At 70.9% G+C, this 19,277-nt stretch carries 16 protein-coding genes; 15 read left to right on the top strand and 1 reads right to left on the bottom strand.

What is annotated here, in order from left to right:
* Positions 1 to 128 precede the first annotated feature (128 nt).
* The 3 genes from OG219_RS19005 (at position 129) to OG219_RS18995 (ending at position 5,090) form a co-directional block, all read left to right on the top strand.
* Entirely contained in the window at positions 129 to 2,600 is a 2,472-nt protein-coding gene (locus tag OG219_RS19005) for a UvrD-helicase domain-containing protein (protein ID WP_266828083.1), read from the top strand.
* Positions 2,601 to 3,021: 421 nt separating this feature from the next.
* A complete protein-coding gene (locus OG219_RS19000) occupies positions 3,022 to 4,455 on the top strand; it encodes an NAD-dependent malic enzyme (protein ID WP_266828082.1) in 1,434 nt (477 codons plus the stop codon).
* Between the two features lie 353 nt (positions 4,456 to 4,808).
* Positions 4,809 to 5,090: an HU family DNA-binding protein gene (locus OG219_RS18995; protein ID WP_016645140.1), complete on the top strand. Its 282-nt coding sequence runs from the start codon at positions 4,809 to 4,811 to the stop codon at positions 5,088 to 5,090.
* 144 nt (positions 5,091 to 5,234) lie between these two features.
* On the opposite strand, the gene murA is transcribed toward OG219_RS18995, so the two are convergent.
* Positions 5,235 to 6,581, bottom strand: a complete 1,347-nt coding sequence (gene murA / locus OG219_RS18990; RefSeq protein WP_266460957.1) for a UDP-N-acetylglucosamine 1-carboxyvinyltransferase — start codon at positions 6,579 to 6,581, stop codon at positions 5,235 to 5,237.
* Positions 6,582 to 6,863: 282 nt separating this feature from the next.
* Here murA and OG219_RS18985 point away from each other — a divergent pair, with 282 nt between their 5' ends.
* From OG219_RS18985 to OG219_RS18930, 12 genes are all read left to right on the top strand, one after another.
* A complete protein-coding gene (locus OG219_RS18985) occupies positions 6,864 to 7,436 on the top strand; it encodes a YqgE/AlgH family protein (RefSeq protein ID WP_266460962.1) in 573 nt (190 codons plus the stop codon).
* Between the two features lie 29 nt (positions 7,437 to 7,465).
* Positions 7,466 to 7,765, top strand: a complete 300-nt coding sequence (locus OG219_RS18980; RefSeq protein WP_266460965.1) for a DUF3039 domain-containing protein — start codon at positions 7,466 to 7,468, stop codon at positions 7,763 to 7,765.
* A 104-nt stretch (positions 7,766 to 7,869) separates the two neighbouring features.
* The gene (locus OG219_RS18975) at positions 7,870 to 8,508 is read left to right on the top strand and encodes a hypothetical protein (RefSeq protein ID WP_266828081.1); all 639 of its coding nucleotides are present in this window, start codon (positions 7,870 to 7,872) and stop codon (positions 8,506 to 8,508) included.
* 242 nt (positions 8,509 to 8,750) lie between these two features.
* Positions 8,751 to 10,046, top strand: coding sequence for an extracellular solute-binding protein (locus OG219_RS18970; RefSeq protein ID WP_266828080.1), 1,296 nt, complete (start codon positions 8,751 to 8,753; stop codon positions 10,044 to 10,046).
* Between the two features lie 4 nt (positions 10,047 to 10,050).
* A complete protein-coding gene (locus OG219_RS18965) occupies positions 10,051 to 10,995 on the top strand; it encodes a carbohydrate ABC transporter permease (RefSeq protein WP_266460974.1) in 945 nt (314 codons plus the stop codon).
* Positions 10,992 to 11,837, top strand: coding sequence for a carbohydrate ABC transporter permease (locus OG219_RS18960; RefSeq protein ID WP_266460977.1), 846 nt, complete (start codon positions 10,992 to 10,994; stop codon positions 11,835 to 11,837). The genes OG219_RS18965 and OG219_RS18960 overlap by 4 nt, the downstream gene beginning before the upstream one ends.
* A 1-nt stretch (position 11,838) precedes the next feature.
* The gene (locus OG219_RS18955) at positions 11,839 to 13,464 is read left to right on the top strand and encodes a beta-N-acetylhexosaminidase (protein ID WP_266828079.1); all 1,626 of its coding nucleotides are present in this window, start codon (positions 11,839 to 11,841) and stop codon (positions 13,462 to 13,464) included.
* Between the two features lie 279 nt (positions 13,465 to 13,743).
* Positions 13,744 to 14,637, top strand: a complete 894-nt coding sequence (locus tag OG219_RS18950) for a xanthine dehydrogenase family protein subunit M (protein ID WP_266460984.1) — start codon at positions 13,744 to 13,746, stop codon at positions 14,635 to 14,637.
* Positions 14,634 to 16,196: a (2Fe-2S)-binding protein gene (locus OG219_RS18945; protein WP_266828078.1), complete on the top strand. Its 1,563-nt coding sequence runs from the start codon at positions 14,634 to 14,636 to the stop codon at positions 16,194 to 16,196. Before OG219_RS18950 ends, OG219_RS18945 begins: the two co-directional genes overlap by 4 nt.
* Positions 16,193 to 18,499, top strand: coding sequence for a xanthine dehydrogenase family protein molybdopterin-binding subunit (locus tag OG219_RS18940; protein WP_266828077.1), 2,307 nt, complete (start codon positions 16,193 to 16,195; stop codon positions 18,497 to 18,499). The genes OG219_RS18945 and OG219_RS18940 overlap by 4 nt, the downstream gene beginning before the upstream one ends.
* A 21-nt stretch (positions 18,500 to 18,520) precedes the next feature.
* Positions 18,521 to 18,670: a hypothetical protein gene (locus tag OG219_RS18935; protein ID WP_266828076.1), complete on the top strand. Its 150-nt coding sequence runs from the start codon at positions 18,521 to 18,523 to the stop codon at positions 18,668 to 18,670.
* A 33-nt stretch (positions 18,671 to 18,703) separates the two neighbouring features.
* On the top strand, positions 18,704 to 19,231 hold the full coding sequence (locus tag OG219_RS18930) for an AAA family ATPase (RefSeq protein ID WP_266828075.1): 528 nt from the start codon (positions 18,704 to 18,706) through the stop codon (positions 19,229 to 19,231).
* The last annotated feature ends 46 nt before the right edge of the window (positions 19,232 to 19,277 follow it).

The following is a 19,277-nucleotide window of genomic DNA, read 5'->3' as shown; positions in this document are numbered from 1 at the left end:
CAGACGGAAAACTCGTGTAAGCAGTGGACGCACAAATGGACGCGTGAGCGAACCGGAGCGCACGCGTAGCTTAAGGGCCCCCCTTCGCGTACGGTTGACGGCTGCCCAGCACGTCAGAAGGGGGCCCGGTGGCCGCTCAGGCTCAGCAGGAAACCGCGCTCGGTTCGGTCCACGATTCCGTACAGGAGAAGTCCCTCCGGGACGACTCCGTACGGGACCGTGAGATCAGCGTCGAACAGGAACATCTCGACCGGGTCTACCGGCGCCTCGAGGAGAAGATCCACGAGGCGGAGTTCCTGATGAACGACGCCGCCAAGCGCGGTCAGGTCGGGACACCGGGGGCGCTCGCCGAGCGCGACGCCCAGGTGTTCCGGGCGGGAATTCACCTCAACCGCCTGAACAACGAGTTCGAAGACTTCCTCTTCGGCCGCATCGACCTGCTCCTGGGGAAGGACGGCAAGAAGGGTCCGGACGGCGCTTACACGGCGGTGGAACCCGCCGAAGGCGCCGTGCGTGACAACAACACCGCCGACATCGCGGAGACGCTGCACATCGGCCGTATCGGTGTCCTGGACACGGACTACGCGCCGCTGGTCATCGACTGGCGGGCGCCCGCCGCGGCCCCGTTCTACCGCTCGACCCCGGTCGAGCCGGGCCGGGTGGTGCGACGCCGGGTCATCCGCTCCAAGGGCCGCAAGGTCCTCGGCGTCGAGGACGACCTCATGCGCCCGGAGCTCAAGGCCACCCTCGACGGCCACGAACTCCCGGTGATCGGCGACGGCGCCCTGATGGCCGCCCTCGGCCAGGCCCGCAGCCACACCATGCGGGACATCGTGGCGTCCATCCAGGCCGAGCAGGACCTGGTGATCCGCGCCCCCGCCGCCTCGGTGACATACGTCGAGGGCGGCCCCGGCACGGGCAAGACGGCGGTGGCCCTGCACCGCGCCGCCTACCTCCTCTACCAGGACCGCCGCCGTTACGCGGGCGGCATCCTGATCGTCTCCCCGACGCCTCTGCTGGTCGCGTACACCGAGGGCGTCCTCCCGTCCCTCGGCGAGGAGGGCCAGGTCGCCATCCGCGCCATCGGCTCCCTCGTCGACGGCGCCGAGGCCGCGCTGTACGACTCTCCGGCGGTGGCCCGCGCCAAGGGCTCCTACCGGATGCTGAAGGTGCTGCGGAAGGCGGCTCGGGGGGCGCTGGAGGCGCCTTCGGGGTTCTCCGGCGGCGCCCGCCGACCCTCCAACGGTGGCCGGTCCGCCCCGGACCAACAGCTCTCCTTCGGCGAGGCGTTCGGCGGGGGCTTCGGCGAGGACTCCGATGACGACGGCGACGCCCGGCCGCAGGCCCCCGCCGGCACCCCCACCCGCCTCCGTGTCGTCGCCTTCGGGCGCCGCCTGGAGCTGGAGGCCCCCGAGCTGGACCGGATCCGCAACAACGCGCTGAGCGGTACCGCGCCCGTGAACCTGCTGCGTCCCCGGGCGCGCAAGCTGCTGCTCGACGCCCTGTGGGCGCGGTCGGGGGCCGGGACGCGGCACTCGGACCCGGAACTGGCGGCCGAGCTGCGCTCCTCGTTCGACGAGGACATCACGTCCGAGGACAGCTTCATCGAGTTCCTGGACGTGTGGTGGCCCGAGCTGACCCCGCGGGGTGTGCTGGCCGCGATGGCCGACGAGCGGCGCCTCGGTCGGTGGGCGCGGCGGATCCTCAACCCCGGAGAGGTGCGCCGGGTGGCGCGCTCCCTCAAGCGGGACGGGCTCTCCGTGCACGACGTGGCCATGCTCGACGAGCTGACCGCCATCCTCGGCAGCCCCGCCCGCCCCAGGAAGCGGCGCGAGCTGGACCCGCTGGACCAGCTCACCGGCCTCGAAGAGCTCATGCCCACCCGCGAGGAGACGCAGTGGGAGCGCGCCGAGCGACTGGCGCAGGAGCGCACCGAGTACGCGCACGTCATCGTCGACGAGGCGCAGGACCTCACGCCCATGCAGTGGCGGATGGTCGGGCGCCGGGGCAGGCACGCCACCTGGACCGTGGTCGGCGACCCCGCCCAGTCCTCGTGGTCCGACCCGGACGAGGCCGCCGAGGCCCGGGACGAGGCCCTGGGCAGCCGCCCCCGGCGCCGTTTCACCCTCAGCGTCAACTACCGCAACCCGGCCGAGATCGCCGAACTGGCCGCCAAGATCCTGGCCCTCGCCATGCCGGGTGCGGAATCCCCGTCCGCCGTACGGTCCACCGGCGTCGAGCCCCGCTTCGCGGTCGTACGGGACTCACTCGCGCAAACCGTACGAGCGGAGGCCGCCCGCCTCCTCGACCGCGTCGACGGCACCGTCGGCGTCGTGGTGGCCATGAACCGGCGTGACGAGGCCGCCCGCTGGCTCAAGGGGCTCGGCGACCGTGTGGTGGCGCTGGGCAGCCTGGAGGCGAAGGGCCTGGAGTACGACGCGACGGTCGTCGTCTCGCCCGCGGAGATCGCCGACGAGTCACCGGCGGGGCTGCGCGTGCTGTACGTCGCCCTGACCCGGGCGACCCAGCAGCTGACCATCGTCTCGGCGGACCGGGACGAGCCGGACGGGAACGGGGTGCCGGACCTGCTGCGGGACTGATCCCGGGCCCTGATGCCGAGAGGCCCACGTCACCAGGTGACGTGGGCCTCTCGTTCGTTCAATGACACCGACCCGCCATGCTCGCCTCGCGGCAAGTGGTCGCTCGTAGCGACGAAGGTTGGGCCCGGGGGCTTGGATCGGGCCGGTGTCACGTCCACGGTAACAAACGATCCCCGCAAGGCAATTCCCGTCCCGAAAGTTCATTTCCGCGGCGCGGGCTCCCACCGGGATCGCCCCTTCCGCCGCCACCCAGATTCTCGTATGGTGGAATCTGTTTTCCGAAACCGTCGGGCGCCCGCGAACAATACGTTCGCAACCCGGGGCGGCTACCACGTACTCAGGGGTAGGTGCGACGATCGGACGGCATACCCGCGAGGCAGCGGGGCACGGCAGTACACGGTGAAAGCAGAGGAAGTCGGCCATGGCAACGGCGCCCAGCGTCTCCTACTCGATTACGGTCCGGTTGGAGGTGCCCGCGAGCGGAACCGCGGTCTCTCAGATCACCACGGCCGTGGAGTCCCACGGAGGCTCGGTGACCGGCCTCGACGTGACCGCCTCCGGCCACGAGAAGCTCCGGATCGACGTCACCATCGCGGCGAGCTCCACGGCGCACGCCGACGAGATCGTCGAGCAGCTGCGCGGCATCGAGGACGTGACGCTCGGCAAGGTCTCCGACCGTACGTTCCTGATGCACCTCGGCGGCAAGATCGAGATGCAGTCCAAGCACCCGATCCGCAACCGTGACGACCTCTCGATGATCTACACGCCCGGTGTGGCCCGCGTGTGCATGGCGATCGCCGAGAATCCCGAGGACGCCCGCCGCCTCACCATCAAGCGCAACTCCGTTGCGGTCGTGACGGACGGGTCCGCTGTCCTCGGGCTCGGCAACATCGGCCCGATGGCCGCCCTCCCGGTGATGGAGGGCAAGGCGGCGCTCTTCAAGCGCTTCGCCGGCATCGACGCCTGGCCGCTGTGCCTGGACACCCAGGACACCGACGCCATCGTCGAGATCGTGAAGGCCATCGCCCCCGGCTTCGCGGGCATCAACCTCGAGGACATCTCCGCGCCGCGCTGCTTCGAGATCGAGGCCCGGCTGCGCGAGGCCCTCGACATCCCCGTCTTCCACGACGACCAGCACGGCACCGCGATCGTCGTCCTCGCCGCCCTCCAGAACGCCCTGCGTGTCGCGGGCAAGGCGATCGGCGACATCCGTGTCGTCATGTCCGGTGCGGGCGCGGCCGGTACGGCCATCCTCAAACTGCTGCTCGCCGCGGGCGTCAAGAACGCGGTCGTCGCCGACATCCACGGCGTCGTGCACGCGGACCGCACGGACCTCGTGGACGCCGCCGCCGATTCGCCGCTGCGATGGATCGCCGACAACACCAACCCCGAGGGCCTCACGGGCACGTTGAAGGAAGCCGTGCGCGGCGCCGACGTGTTCATCGGCGTCTCCGCCCCGAACGTGCTCGACGGCACCGACGTGGCCGCGATGGCCGAGAACGCCATCGTGTTCGCGCTCGCGAACCCCGACCCCGAGGTCGACCCGGCAATCGCCCGCCAGACGGCGGCAGTTGTCGCCACCGGCCGCTCGGACTTCCCCAACCAGATCAACAACGTCCTGGTCTTCCCGGGCGTCTTCCGTGGCCTCCTGGACGCCCAGTCGCGTACCGTCAACACGGAGATGATGCTGGCCGCCGCGACCGCCCTCGCGGACGTGGTGACCGAGGACGAGCTCAACCCGAACTACATCATCCCCAGCGTCTTCAACGACAAGGTCGCGGGCGCGGTCGCCGGAGCGGTGCGCAACGCCGCGAAGGCGGCGGGGGTGACGGAGTCGGGCAGCACAAGCGCGTGAACGCGGCCGTGAAGCTGCTGTGACGGTCGCCACGACCGCCGGAGCCCCGGCGCGTCGCGGATGGCGGGGCCTGTGGCCGCCTTTAGGGTGGCGGCCAGGCTCGGGCCTTGCTCACGCCTTGCGCAGGCCTTTTCGTGTGACCCCCAAGGGTGTTCCTGTGACTCCCAGGGGTGCCGGATTGGCTTTCCCGCCGCAGGTGGGGGCAGGATGCGTCTTCGGGCGCGAGGGTCCGGCGACGGACCCGGGTCCGGGGACCTACCGAGGACCCTGGCAGCATCGGCTTCACTGTGCCCGAGTATGCGGCTCCGCCGCGTGGCACGCCTCAACAGCAAGAAGAACACGGGAGTAACGACATGAACCGCAGTGAGCTGGTGGCCGCGCTGGCCGACCGCGCCGAGGTGACTCGCAAGGACGCCGACGCCGTTCTGGCCGCCTTCGCCGAGACCGTCGGCGAGATCGTCGCCAAGGGCGACGAGAAGGTCACCATCCCCGGCTTCCTGACCTTCGAGCGCACCCACCGTGCCGCTCGCACCGCGCGCAACCCGCAGACCGGTGAGCCGATCAACATCCCGGCCGGCTACAGCGTGAAGGTCTCCGCGGGCAGCAAGCTCAAGGAAGCCGCCAAGGGCAAGTAAGGCCTACGCCGCCCGCGTTGCGGGACGGCGCACGGCACCGCAGTACGCCTGATGGCGCACGGCAGAGCAATACGCCAATGGGGCGGCCCCCTTAACCGGGTGGCCGCCCCATCGTCGTACGTACGACTGTTCCCCTGACCGGAGTTACCCGAGCGCCTTGCCGGGCAGCTCCACCTTCGCGCCGAGCTCCACGAGCTTCTCCATGAAGTTCTCGTAGCCGCGGTTGATCAGGTCGATGCCGTGCACCCGTGAGGTGCCCTGCGCCGCCAGGGCCGCGATGAGGTACGAGAAGCCGCCGCGGAGGTCGGGGATGACCAGGTCGGCGCCCTGGAGCCGGGTGGGGCCGGAAACGACCGCGGAATGCAGGAAGTTGCGCTGGCCGAAGCGGCAGCTGGAGCCGCCGAGGCACTCGCGGTAGAGCTGGATGTGTGCGCCCATCTGGTTGAGCGCGGAGGTGAAGCCGAGGCGGGACTCGTACACCGTCTCGTGGACGATCGAGAGGCCGGTCGCCTGGGTGAGGGCGACGACCAGCGGCTGCTGCCAGTCGGTCTGGAAGCCCGGGTGGACGTCCGTCTCCAGGGCGATCGACTTGAGCTGGCCGCCGGGGTGCCAGAAGCGGATGCCCTCGTCGTCGATCTCGAAGGCGCCGCCGACCTTGCGGTAGGTGTTCAGGAACGTCATCATCGAGCGCTGCTGGGCGCCCCGGACGTAGATGTTGCCTTCGGTCGCCAGCGCCGCGGACGCCCAGGAGGCGGCCTCCAGACGGTCCGGCAGGGCCGCGTGGGTGTAGCCGCCGAGCGAGTCGACACCGGTGATCCGGATCGTCCGGTCGGTGTCCATGGCGATGATCGCGCCCATCTTCTGCAGTACGCAGATGAGGTCCTCGATCTCGGGCTCCACGGCCGCGTTGGACAGCTCGGTGACGCCCTCCGCGAGCACGGCGGTCAGCAGGACCTGCTCGGTCGCGCCCACCGACGGGTACGGCAGCTGGATCTTGGTGCCGCGCAGCCGCTGCGGGGCCTCCAGGTACTGGCCGTCCGCCCGCTTCTCGATCGTCGCCCCGAACTGCCGCAGCACCTCGAAGTGGAAGTCGATCGGCCGGCCGCCGATGTCACAGCCGCCGAGGCCCGGGATGAAGGCATGGCCCAGGCGGTGCAGCAGCGGGCCGCAGAAGAGGATCGGGATGCGGGACGAACCCGCGTGCGCGTCGATGTCCGCGACGTTCGCGCTCTCGACGTGCGACGGGTCGAGCACCAGCTCGCCCGGTTCCTCTCCCGGACGGACCGTCACACCGTGCAGCTGGAGCAGTCCGCGTACGACCCGCACGTCTCTGATGTCGGGGACGTTGCGCAGTCGGCTCGGCGCGCTGCCCAGCAGGGCGGCCACCATGGCCTTCGGTACGAGGTTCTTCGCACCGCGGACACGGATCTCGCCTTCGAGCGGAGTTCCGCCGTGGACAAGCAGTACGTCGTCAGAGCCGTTGACGGTCATGTATCTCGCGATCCGATGAGTTGGGCAGGCTTGATTTCGTCGGCGGGCCCGTCGTGCAGGAGCCGGAGAGTAAGGGTAATCGCCGCCTACCCCCCTTCAGTAAGCCCAAGTACCACTCAGCTCCGTCATAGCTTTGCCACAACACGAACCGTTCCTAATCGGGCACGCGCGGTCACCGGCCCCGGCGTGCGCGGGGGGCGCTTCTCTGCGCCCTGAGCTGCATTCACACAGGTACCCGCATTGGCTCCCCGCTCACGGGGAAGATGCGGGATCATGTCTGGCATGACCGAGGTGTCCTCGCTCACAGGGCGGCTGCTCGTGGCCACGCCCGCCCTGGCGGACCCGAACTTCGATCGCGCGGTGGTGCTGCTCCTCGACCACGACGAGGAGGGCTCCCTCGGCGTCGTCCTCAACCGGCCCACACCCGTGGACGTCGGCGACATCCTGGAGGCCTGGGCGGACCTGGCGGGCGAACCCGGCGTCGTCTTCCAGGGCGGCCCGGTCTCCCTCGACTCCGCGCTGGGCGTCGCGGTCATCCCCGGCGGCGCGTCCGGCGAGCGCACCCCGCTCGGCTGGCGCCGGGTGCACGGCGCGATCGGTCTCGTCGACCTGGAGGCCCCGCCGGAACTCCTCGCCGCCGCCCTCGGTTCCCTCCGTATCTTCGCCGGGTACGCGGGCTGGGGCCCCGGCCAGCTGGAGTCGGAACTGACCGAGGGCGCCTGGTACGTCGTCGAGTCCGAACCCGGCGACGTCTCCTCCCCGTCCCCGGAACGCCTGTGGCGCGAGGTCCTGCGCCGCCAGCGCAACGAGCTCGCGATGGTGGCCACGTATCCGGACGACCCTTCCCTGAACTGATGCGTGTGACCTTCAGTACCCTTGGCGTTATGAGCACTCTTGAGCCTGAGACCCAGCCCCAGCGAGGCACGGGGACGGGGACCCTCGTAGAGCCGGCACCGCAGGTGTCGCACGGCGACGGGGACCACGAGCGCTTCGCCCACTATGTCCAGAAGGACAAGATCATGGCGAGCGCCCTCGACGGCACGCCCGTCGTGGCCCTGTGCGGCAAGGTGTGGGTCCCGGGCCGCGACCCGAAGAAGTACCCCGTGTGTCCCATGTGCAAGGAGATCTACGAGTCCATGGGCGCCGGCGGGGGCGACAAGGGCAAGGACGGCGACAAGAAGTAACGCCGACCGGCCCTTCGGCGCAGTACGCCGCATACGGAGACCGAGCACAGCCGCGGCATCCCGGGTGAGGGGTGCCGCGGTCTTGTCGTACCCGGGGGTGGGTCGTGGAGTCGTTGGTGCGGGCACGGGAACTGGCGGTGGCGCGGAAGTTCCGCGAGAGCCGGGCGCTGGTGAAACGGGCGGAGCCGCGGAGCGCGGAGGAGCTGAGCCTCGCGGCGTCGGTGCTGGTCGAACTCCGGGATCCGCAGGCGGCGTTGCCGCTGGCGCGGCGGGCGGTGGAGTTGGCGCCGGACGACTGGCGGGGGCATCTGGCGTTCGCCGACGCCACCTATCTGCAGCGGTCGTGGGACGAGTCGGTCGCCGCCGCCCGCAGGGCCGTGGCGCTGGCGCCGGAGGAGGCCGCGGCGCACAGGGCGCTGGGTGTCGCGCTGAACCGGCGGGTGGGCAGCGGCCGTGAGGCGAGGCGGGAAGTGAAGCGCGCCAGGGAACTGGGTGGCCGCGAGGCGTTGCGGACGCCGGGGCGGCGCAGCGTTTGGTGGCTCCTGCTGCTTGTGCCGTTGGTGGTCTCCGGCGTGATGTCGGCGGTGGGCGACTGGCCGGACGTCGTGGACAGCCTGATCGGGCTGCCGCCTGTGGTGATCCCCCCGGCATTTCTGGTCCTCACCTTCACCAAGCCCGGCCGGGCGGGTCTCACCTGGTCGGAGCGGATCGCGGAGCTACGGGCCGCGAACGCGGAGCAGTAGGGCGACGGAGGCCGCGTGGCACGCTTGCGGGCCGGGGGCCGCTGATGGCGCCGGTCGGAGCCGGAGAAGAAGCCGGAGAAGGAGCCCGTCGAGAGCTGACCGTTGCACGGAGTGCGTCGCCTGGTCACGAAGTGGTTGAGACCTCTTGTGGGCATGTTCATGTACTCCATAGCCTCCGGGGTGTTGTGCAGAGCGAAACAGCCATTGCGTATGTTGCAACGCACCCCACCGGAGGATGCTCCATGAAGCTCTCTGTCCGAACAGCCGTCGCCGTCACCGCCCTTGCGGTCGTCACCGCCTGCGCCCCCCAGACCTCCGACAACTCCTCCTCCGAGAAGGACGAGAAGACCGGCACCCTGCGCGTCTGGCTCTTCCAGGAGGTCAGCAACGCACCGAAGGAGAAGGTCGTCGACGCGGCCGTCGACACCTTCGAGAAGGCCCACGAGGGTGCCGACGTACAGGTCGAGTACATCCCCGTCGAGACCCGCGCCCAGCGCATCAAGGCCGCCTTCAACGACCCGAAGAGCGCCCCGGACGTCATCGAGTACGGCAACACGGACACCGCCGGCTACGTGAAGGACGGCGGACTCGCCGACATCACCGAGGACTTCGCCGACTGGAGCGAGGCCAAGGACACCGACCCGACGGCCAAGCAGTCCGTGACGGTGGACGAGAAGATCTACGGCGCCCCCTTCTTCGTCGGCGTGCGCGCTCTCTACTACCGCACCGACGTCTTCGAGGAACTCGGTCTCGAAGTCCCCAAGACCCAGGCCGAGTTGATCTCCACGGCCAAGGAGATCCGTGCCGCCAAGCCGGAGCTGTACGGCCTCGCGGTCGGCGGCGCCTACACGTACGGCGCAATGCCGTTCATCTGGTCCAACGGCGGAGAGATCGCCAACGGCAAGGGCGGCTCGTACGCCTCCGCCATCGACAGCGCGGCCGCCCAGAAGGGCATCGAGGCCTACACCTCCCTCTTCGGCGACGACAACTGTCCGGCCGCCAAGTGCGCGGGCATGGGCGGCAACGACACCGTGACGGCCTTCGCCTCGGGCAAGGCGGGCATGGCCATCGGCGGTGACTTCAGTCACGCGGCGGTCGAGGCGGGGTCGGTCAAGGGCAAGTACGCCGTCGTGCCGCTGCCGGGCGTGAAGTCGGGCGAGATAGCTCCGGCGTTCGCGGGTGGCAACAACATCGGTGTGCTGAAGAGCACTTCGCACCGCACGCTCGCCATCGACCTGATGGAGCAGCTGGCTTCGAAGAAGACCCAGGCCGAACTGTTCGACGCCATGGGCTTCCTGCCGACGTACACGGATGTGCGCGCCGACGTCGCCAAGAAGGAGCCGTTCGTGAAGCCCTTCGTGCAGACGCTCGCCGCGGGCGCCAAGTTCGTGCCGGCCTCGCCCGCCTGGGCGCAGATCGACGCCTCGCTCGTCCTGCCGACGATGTTCCAGGAGATCGTCAGCGGCAAGAAGGACGTGGCGGCGGCCTCGAAGGACGCGGCGGCGAAGATGAACGACGCGTTCAGCACCGTGGGCTGAGCGGATGACAACGCACGACGCGCTCGCCGAGCGCGGCACAGTGGCCAAGGCCCGACCCGCCCGCCAAGGGCGGCACGGCCCCGGCTGGACCCCCTGGCTCTACCTCGCCCCCGCCCTCGTCGTCCTCGGCGGCCTGCTCGTCTACCCCATCTACCAGCTCGGCCTGATCTCGTTCCTGGAGTACACCCAGGCCCAGGTCAGCGGCGGCGAACCGACCACCTTCGAGGGCTTCGGCAACTACGCGACGCTCTTCGCCGACGAGCAGTTCTGGCAGGTGCTGCTCGCCACGGTCGTGTTCGCCGCGGCCTGCGTGGTCTCCACGCTGGCCGTCGGCTGCGCGCTCGCGGTGCTCCTCACACGCGTACGGGCCCTGCCCAGGCTCGCGCTGATGCTGGCGGCGCTCGGGGCCTGGGCGACCCCGGCCGTCACCGGTTCCACGGTCTGGCTGCTGCTCTTCGACCCCGACTTCGGCCCCGTCAACCGGGTGTTGGGGCTCGGCGACCACTCATGGACGTACGACCGCCTCAGCGCCTTCGCGCTCGTACTCCTCGAAGTCGTGTGGTGCTCCTTCCCGTTCGTGATGGTGACGGTGTACGCGGGGATCCGCGCCGTACCGTCCGAGGTCCTTGAAGCGGCCTCCCTGGACGGCGCCTCCCAGTGGCGCATCTGGCGCTCGGTGCTCGCACCGATGCTCCGGCCGATCCTGGTGGTCGTCACCATCCAGTCGGTCATCTGGGACTTCAAGGTCTTCACGCAGATCTACGTGATGACGAACGGCGGCGGCATCGCCGGACAGAACCTCGTGCTGAACGTGTACGCGTACCAGAAGGCGTTCGCCTCCTCGCAGTACAGCCTCGGCTCGGCGATCGGCGTGGTGATGCTGGTGATTCTCATGGCGGTCACGCTGGTGTATCTGCGGCTGCTGCGCAGGCAGGGGGAGGAACTGTGAACCTCATGAGCGGCCTCGTACGACGTCCGTGGCGGCTCGCCGCCGAGGTGTCGGCGCTGCTGATCGCGGCCGTCGTCGCCTTCCCCCTCTACTGGATGGTGCTCAGCGCCTTCAAACCGGCCGGTGAGATCGAGTCGACCCAGCCGCGGCCCTGGACACTGGCGCCGTCCCTGGATTCCTTCCGGCGCGTCTTCGGGCAGCAGGAATTCGGCCGTTACTTCCTCAACAGTCTTGTGGTCGCCTGCTCCGTGGTCCTCGTCTCGGCGCTGATCGCGTTTCTCGCGGCGACGGCGGTGACACGATTCCGCTTCCGATTCCGGACCACCCTGCTGATCATGTTCCTGGTGGCCCAGATGGTGCCCGTGGAAGCGCTGACGATCCCCCTCTTCTTCCTCATGCGGGACATCGGCCAGCTCAACACCCTGGGCTCGCTGATCCTGCCGCACATCGCCTTCTCGCTGCCCTTCGCGATCTGGATGCTGCGGGGTTTTGTGAAGGCGGTTCCGGAGGCTCTCGAAGAGGCCGCGTACATCGACGGGGCGAGCCGTGCGCGATTCCTCTGGCAGATCCTTTTCCCGCTCGTCTTCCCGGGGTTGGTGGCCACGAGCGTGTTTTCCTTCATCTCGGCCTGGAACGACTTCCTGTTCGCCAAGTCCTTCATCATCAGCGACACCGCTCAGTCCACCCTGCCGATGGCCCTCCTCGTCTTCTACAAGCCGGACGAGCCGGACTGGGGCGGTGTGATGGCGGCGTCCACGGTGATGACGATTCCGGTGCTGATTTTCTTCGTACTCGTGCAGCGACGGCTGGTCTCCGGGCTGGGTGGAGCGGTAAAGGACTGACGTGACCGAACTGATTCCCGCGCCCCGCAGCGTCGTCGCCGGTTCCGGCGAGGTACGGCTGACGGCGCATTCCCAGCTCTACGCCGGCACCGCGTTGGACGGTGTCGGTCACTGGCTGCGCACCGTCCTCTGGCAGGCCACCGGCCTGCCGCTGCGCGAGGGGCGGGAACTCGACGACACCGACGGCGACGGCATCGGGCTCCAGCTCGACCCCGGACTCGGCCCCGAGGAGTACCGCCTCGTCAGCGACCCGACCGGCGTTCTCATCGAGGGTGGCAGCGCGGCCGGCGTCTTCTGGGGTGCCCAGACACTGCGGCAGCTCCTCGGCCCGGACGCGTACCGAAAGGCCCCCCTCAGCCTCGACCGCACCTGGGCCGTGCCGCACGTCACGATCCAGGACTCGCCCCGATTCGCCTGGCGCGGACTCATGCTCGACGTCGCCCGGCACTTCATGCCCAAGGACGGAGTCCTGCGCTATCTCGACCTCCTGGCCGCCCACAAACTCAATGTCTTCCACTTCCACCTCACCGACGACCAAGGCTGGCGTGTCCAGATCAAGCGCTACCCGAAGCTGACGGAGGTCGGGTCCTGGCGGGCGCGCACGAAATTCGGCCATCGGGCCTCGCCGCTGTGGGAGGAGAAGCCGCACGGGGGCTTCTACACGCAGGACGACATCCGCGAGATCGTGGCGTACGCGGCCGAGCGGCATATCACCGTCGTCCCCGAAATCGACATCCCCGGGCACAGCCAGGCGGCCATCGCCGCGTATCCGGAACTGGGCAACACCGATGCCATCGACACGACCTCGCTCTCCGTCTGGGACACCTGGGGCGTCTCCAAAAACGTACTCGCCCCCACTGACAACGCCCTGCGCTTCTACGAAGGGGTCTTCGAGGAACTCCTCGACCTGTTCCCCTCGGAGTTCATTCACGTCGGCGGCGACGAGTGCGCCAAGGACCAGTGGAAGCAGTCGCCGACCGCGCAGGCCCGTATCAAGGAGCTGGGGCTCGCCGACGAGGACGAGTTGCAGTCCTGGTTCATCCGGCACTTCGACAACTGGCTCTCCGCGCACGGGCGTCGGCTGATCGGCTGGGACGAGATCCTGGAGGGCGGCCTTGCCGACGGGGCCGCCGTGTCGTCCTGGCGCGGCTACGCGGGCGGCATCACCGCCGCCCGCGCGGGCCACGACGTCGTCATGTGCCCCGAGCAGCAGGTGTACCTGGACCACCGTCAGGACGCGGGCGAGGACGAGCCGGTGCCCATCGGCTTCGTGCGCACCCTGGAGGACGTCTACCGCTTCGAGCCGGTTCCGCCGCAGCTCACCGAGGCGGAGGCGCGGCATGTGATCGGCACTCAGGCCAACGTGTGGACCGAGGTGATGGAGGATCACGCACGCGTGGACTACCAGACGTTCCCGAGGCTGGCGGCTTTCGCCGAGGTCGCCTGGACCGCGCTGCCCGGCGCGGCCGAACGGGACTTCGCGGACTTCGAGCGGCGGATGGCCGTGCACTACGGGCGACTTGACGCCCTGGGAGTGGCGTATCGCCCGCCCACAGGGCCGTTGCCGTGGCAGCAGCGCCCCGGAGTGCTCGGACGCCCGATCGAGGGGGAGCCCCCGAACGTGTGAGGCGACCCGGAAACGGGTGCCCCGGGGCCCTCGTCCCGCAACCGTGGCCCCATGAGGAACAAGACGCCCACGGATCACCGAAGAGTGGCATTCCGCACTCACCGGTGATGCCGTACGAAAACGGACCATCTCCCTGGTGAGGGGGGCGAATGCCTCCTAGCGGACCCCCGCGTCGAGGGCCGGGGAAGATGTGCCAGAGTTGCCACGTCCGCCCTGTCAGCACGTACCGTACGGCAGCACAGGTGGGACCAGGTGGGGCAGCGGGAAGGGGCAGCCGGTTTGACCACGCACGCACCGCAGGCGGCGCAGGCCGTGACGCTGCCCGGCTCGTTGGACGAGGCGGTCGCGGCCCTGGCCGCCATGCCCGCCGCCGTTCCCGTCGCGGGCGGCACCGACCTCATGGCCGCCGTCAACTCCGGACAGCTCCGGCCCGCCGCGCTCGTCGGCCTCGGCAGGATCAGCGAGATCCGCGGCTGGCAGTACCAGGACGGCCACGCGCTGCTCGGCGCCGGCCTCACCCACGCACGTATGGGCCGCCCCGACTTCGCGGCCCTCATCCCGGCGCTCGCCGCCTCCGCACGCGCCGCCGGACCGCCGCAGATCCGCAACGCGGGCACCCTGGGCGGCAACATCGCCTCGGCGTCCCCCACGGGCGACGCGCTGCCGGTACTGGCCGCCCTGGAAGCCGCGTTGATCATCGCGGGCCCCGATGGAGCCCGCCGCGAGATCCCCGTCTCGCACCTGCTCGCGGGCGTGGAGATGCTCCGCGCCGGCGAACTCATCGGCTACGTGCGCGTGCCGCTGCTGCACGCGCCGCAGGTCTTCCTGAAGGCGACCGGACGTACCGGCCCCGGGCGCGCGATCGCGTCCGTGGCGCTCGTCCTGGACCCCGCCCGGCGCGGAGTGCGGTGCGCGGTCGGGGCCATAGCGCCGATGCCGCTGCGGCCACTGGACGCCGAGGCCTGGGTCGCCCAGCTGATCGACTGGGACGGGGAGCGCACGCTCGTGCCGGAGGCGCTCAACGCCTTCGGGGAGTACGTCGCCGCGGCCTGCATCCCCGACCCGGTCCCCGCCGAGGACGGCTCCGTGCAACCGCTTCCGCCCGCCGTACTGCACCTGCGTCGCACCGTCGCCGCGCTGGCCCGACGAGCACTGGGGAGGGCACTGTCGTGACCGACGACCAGCACGGAGAGGGCGCCCCTCAGGGCGGCCGGTGGGATCCGCTGCCCCAGGGTGACTACGACGACGGCGCCACGGCCTTCGTCAAGCTGCCCGAAGGCGGCATCGAGGCCCTCCTCGCCGAGCGTGAGCCGCTCGCGGCCCCCGGGCACGGCTACGTGCCGCCGCAGATAGAGGTGCCGCCCGCGGCGCCCGCCGCGGCGGACCCGGCGCAGGCGGGGGCGTGGGCCGCACAGGCCGGCGCCGTCGAATGGCCGGATCCCAACGCCATCCCTCCGGAAGCCGGCCGCGACGGGTTCTCCTACCAGCCGCCGGTCACCGGGCAGTGGGACTTCGGGGACGTCACGCAGACGCAGGGCGGCGCCGGGCAACCCGGTCAGGCCGGACCTTCCGGGCCTTCCGGATCTCCCGGGCACGACGTGACCGGGCAGTGGTCGATTCCGGTGGCCGGTGGGGATCTTCCGGACGAATCGGGCGAGTTCACCACCTCGGCGCTCGTCGAGCAGTGGGGCGGGACGCCGCCCGCCACACTCCCCGGCGGCGCCGCCGCTCCCTGGGCGACGGAGGCCATCGGGCAGGCGTGGTCCGCCGACCCGAGGGAACGGTCCGCCGACCCGAGGGACCAGTCCGCCGAGGACGCCGTACGGCCGTCGGCGCAGACGCCCGCTGAAAGCCTCGTACGGCCGTCGGGGCAGCCATCCGCCGAACTCCCCGCGCAGGCCGCCCAGCGGGCCGCGGAGCACGCTCACGAGGCTCCTGAGGCGCCCGACGCGGACCGGGCTCACGAGCACTCCGAGGCCTCCGGGGCTCCCGAGGTCTCCGAGGCAGTCGCCGCCGAAGAGGCGGAGGACGCCGGGACCCCCGCCACGGCCCCGCACGACGAACACCCCCTCGCCTCCTACGTCCTGCGCGTCAACGGCGCCGACCGCCCCGTGACCGACGCCTGGATCGGCGAATCGCTGCTCTACGTACTGCGCGAGCGACTCGGCCTCGCGGGCGCCAAGGACGGCTGCTCGCAGGGCGAGTGCGGCGCCTGCAACGTCCAGGTGGACGGGCGGCTCGTGGCCTCCTGTCTGGTGCCCGCCGTCACCGCCGCGGGCAGCGAGGTGCGCACCGTGGAGGGCCTGGCTGCCGACGGGCAGCCCTCCGACGTGCAGCGCGCGCTGGCCAAGTGCGGCGCCGTGCAGTGCGGTTTCTGCGTACCCGGCATGGCCATGACCGTGCACGACCTGCTTGAGGGCAACCCCGCGCCGAACGAGCTGGAGACCCGCCAGGCACTGTGCGGCAACCTGTGCCGCTGCTCCGGCTACCGCGGTGTCCTGGACGCCGTGCAGGAGGTCGTCGCCGAACGCGAGGCGCACTCCGCGGCGGCCGCCGAGTCCGCGCCGGACGCCGACGAGGCGCGCATCCCGCACCAGGCAGGTCCGGGCGCGGGCGGCGTCAACCCCGCGGCGTACGAGGACACTTCTGCGTACAACCCCCCGTACGACACGTCGTACGACCCCCAGGCGCCGCATGAGCAGCCGTACGGCCAGGACGGAGGCCAGGCGTGAGCAACGAAACCGCGACCGCGTCACCCGCGGCGCCGGAGGCGGGCTCCGAGCCCCTCCCGCACGGGCTCGGAGTCTCACTGCCGGCCGCCGAGGCGCGCGCCAAGACGGAGGGCACCTTCCCGTACGCGGCCGACCTGTGGGCCGAGGGCCTGCTGTGGGCCGCCGTGCTCAGATCGCCCCACCCGCACGCGCGCATCGTGTCGATCGACACCAGCCACGCGCGCGAGATGCCCGGCGTACGGGCCGTCATCACCCACGAGGACGTGCCCGGTGTCCCGGTGCACGGCCGGGGCAGGGCCGACCGTCCGGTGTTCGCCTCGGAGGTCGTACGCCACCACGGGGAGCCCATCGCGGCCGTCGCCGCCGACCACCCGGACACCGCGCGGATGGCCGCCGCGGCCGTCATCGTCGAGTACGAGGTGCTCGACGCGGTGACCGACCCGGAGCTGGCCTTCGAGGCCGACGCGCTGCACCCCGACGGCAACCTGATCCGGCACATCCCGCTGCGTCACGGCGACCCGGACGCGATCGGCGAGATCGTCGTCGAGGGCCAGTACCGCATCGGCCGCCAGGACCCGGCCCCCGTCGGCGCCGAGGCGGGCCTCGCCGTGCCCCGCCCCGACGGCGGAGTCGAGCTCTACGTGGCGTCCACCGACCCGCACACCGACCGCGACACGGCCGCTGCCTGCTACGGCCTGGAGCCCGAGCGCGTGAAGGTCGTCGTCACCGGCGTGCCCGGAGCCACCGCCGACCGCGAGGACCAGGGCCTGCAACTCCCGCTCGGCCTGCTGGCGTTGAAGACCGGCTGCCCGGTGAAGATCACCGCTACGCGGGAAGAGTCCTTCCTCGGCCACGCCCACCGGCACCCCACCCTGCTGCGCTACCGCCACCACGCGGACGCCGACGGCAAGCTGGTGAAGGTCGAGGCGCAGATCCTCCTGGACGGCGGCGCCTACGCGGACACCTCGTCGGAGTCGCTGGCCGCCGCGGTCTCCTTCGCCTGCGGCCCCTACGTCGTCCCGAACGCCTTCATCGAGGGCTGGGCCGTACGCACCAACAACCCGCCCTCCGGCCACGTACGCGGCGAGGGCGCCATGCAGGTCTGCGCCGCCTACGAGGCGCAGATGGACAAGCTGGCGAAGAAGCTGGGCGTCGACCCGGCGGAGCTGCGGCTGCGCAATGTGATGGCTACGGGGGACGTACTTCCCACCGGCCAGACGGTGACCTGCCCGGCCCCGGTCGCCGAACTGCTCCAGGCCGTACGGGACTTCCCGCTTCCGGCCCTCCCCAAGGACACGCCCGAGGACGAGTGGCTCCTCCCGGGCGGCCCCGAGGGCGCGGGCGAACCCGGCGCCGTACGCCGGGGTGTCGGCTACGGCCTCGGCATGGTGCACATGCTCGGCGCCGAGGGTGCGGACGAGGTGTCGACGGCCACCGTGAAGGTCCACGACGGGGTCGCCACGGTGCTCTGCGCGGCCGTGGAGACCGGCCAGGGCTTCACCACGCTGGCCCGGCAGATCGTCCAGGAGACGCTCGGCATCGACGAGGTGCACGTGGCGCCGGTCGACACCGACCAGCCCCCGGCGGGCCCGAGCTGCCGCGGACGCCACACCTGGGTGTCCGGCGGCGCGGTGGAACGCGCGGCGAAAATGGTCCGTACGCAGCTGCTGCAGCCCCTGGCGCACAAGTTCGGGATGTCGACCGAGCTGCTCCAGATCACCGACGGCAAGATCACCTCGTACGACGGGGTGCTGTCCACGACCGTCACCGAGGCGATGGACGGCAAGGAGCTGTGGGCCACGGCCCAGTGCCGCCCGCATCCGACCGAGCCGCTGGACTCCGCCGGGCAGGGCGACGCGTTCGTGGGCCTCGCCTTCTGCGCGATCCGTGCGGTGGTCGACGTCGACATCGAGCTCGGCTCGGTCCGCGTCGTGGAGCTGGCCCTCGCCCAGGACGTGGGCCGGATCCTCAACCCCGCCCAGCTCACGGCCCGTATCGAAGCGGGCGTCACCCAGGGAGTGGGCGCCGCACTGACGGAGAACCTGCGCACCGCGCGCGGTCTTGTCCGCCACCCCGACCTCACCGGCTACGCCCTCCCCACCTCCCTGGACGCCCCCGACATCCGCATCGTCAAGCTGGTCGAGGAGCGTGACGTGGTCGCCCCCTTCGGTGCGAAGGCGGCCAGCGCGGTGCCCGTCGTGACGTCTCCGGCGGCGGTGGCCGCGGCGGTGCGGGCGGCCACGGGGCGGCCGGTGAACCGGCTGCCGATCCGGCCGCAGGCGGCTGTGGTGACTAATCCGTGACGACGACACCGTGACGACGACATGAGTGACGCGCACGAGCCGACGGGCTCTCGCGAGCCCGAGCCGCCGCGTTATGAACCCGCCCCCGGCGTCGGGAAGCTGGCGCTGTGGGTGCTGCTGTTCGTGGTGGCGGCGGTGGTGGTTGTCGTGGGTGGCGTGTACTTCGCTTGATGGGCGGCGGCTTCTGATGCTCGGTGGCGTCTGATGGACGGTGTCGTCCTGATCACGGGGATCATGGCCGCGGGGAAGTCGACCGTGGCGCAGGCCCTTGCGGAGCGGCTGCCGCGGGCGGCGCATGTACGCGGTGACGTGTTCCGGCGGATGATCGTGTCCGGGCGCGAGGAGTACAAACCCGGCGCGGGCGGTGAGGCGGAGGCCCAACTCCGGCTTCGGTACGGGTTGTCGGCGGCCACGGCGGACGCGTACGCGCGGGCCGGTTTCACGGCCGTCGTGCAGGACGTCGTACTGGGCGAGCAGCTGACGGCGTACGTCGGACTGGTCCGCACCCGCCCCCTGTACGTCGTCGTCCTGGCCCCTCGTGCCGAGGCTGTCGCGGCGCGTGAGGCGGGGCGGGCGAAGAGCGGGTACGGGGCGTGGACGGTCGAGGAGCTGGACCGGGGCCTGCGCGCAGGGACCCCGCGGATCGGGCTGTGGCTGGACAGCTCCGGGCTGTCGGTGGCGGAGACGGTGGACGCGATCGTGGTGGGGCGGGAGAGGGCTCGGGTGGCGTGAATCGGGGACGCGACCGGGTGGGTGACGGGGTACGTGACCCGGCGGT

The sequence above is a fragment of the Streptomyces sp. NBC_00038 genome (assembly GCF_026343635.1).
Classification (GTDB): domain Bacteria; phylum Actinomycetota; class Actinomycetes; order Streptomycetales; family Streptomycetaceae; genus Streptomyces.
Note: the sequence above shows the minus strand (reverse complement) of the source record. Positions and strands in the feature narration are given on the sequence as shown.

Bases quoted from the DNA above. Each gene is read 5' to 3' on its own strand.
- OG219_RS18970 (WP_266828080.1), top strand. From the start codon at position 8,751: ATGAAGCTCTCTGTCCGAACAGCCGTCGCCGTCACCGCCCTTGCGGTC.
- OG219_RS18980 (WP_266460965.1), top strand. From the start codon at position 7,466: ATGAGCACTCTTGAGCCTGAGACCCAGCCCCAGCGAGGCACGGGGACG.
- OG219_RS18995 (WP_016645140.1), top strand. From the start codon at position 4,809: ATGAACCGCAGTGAGCTGGTGGCCGCGCTGGCCGACCGCGCCGAGGTG.
- OG219_RS18965 (WP_266460974.1), top strand. From the start codon at position 10,051: ATGACAACGCACGACGCGCTCGCCGAGCGCGGCACAGTGGCCAAGGCC.
- OG219_RS18985 (WP_266460962.1), top strand. From the start codon at position 6,864: ATGACCGAGGTGTCCTCGCTCACAGGGCGGCTGCTCGTGGCCACGCCC.
- OG219_RS19000 (WP_266828082.1), top strand. From the start codon at position 3,022: ATGGCAACGGCGCCCAGCGTCTCCTACTCGATTACGGTCCGGTTGGAG.
- OG219_RS18930 (WP_266828075.1), top strand. From the start codon at position 18,704: ATGGACGGTGTCGTCCTGATCACGGGGATCATGGCCGCGGGGAAGTCG.
- murA (WP_266460957.1), bottom strand. From the start codon at position 6,581: ATGACCGTCAACGGCTCTGACGACGTACTGCTTGTCCACGGCGGAACT.
- OG219_RS18935 (WP_266828076.1), top strand. From the start codon at position 18,521: ATGAGTGACGCGCACGAGCCGACGGGCTCTCGCGAGCCCGAGCCGCCG.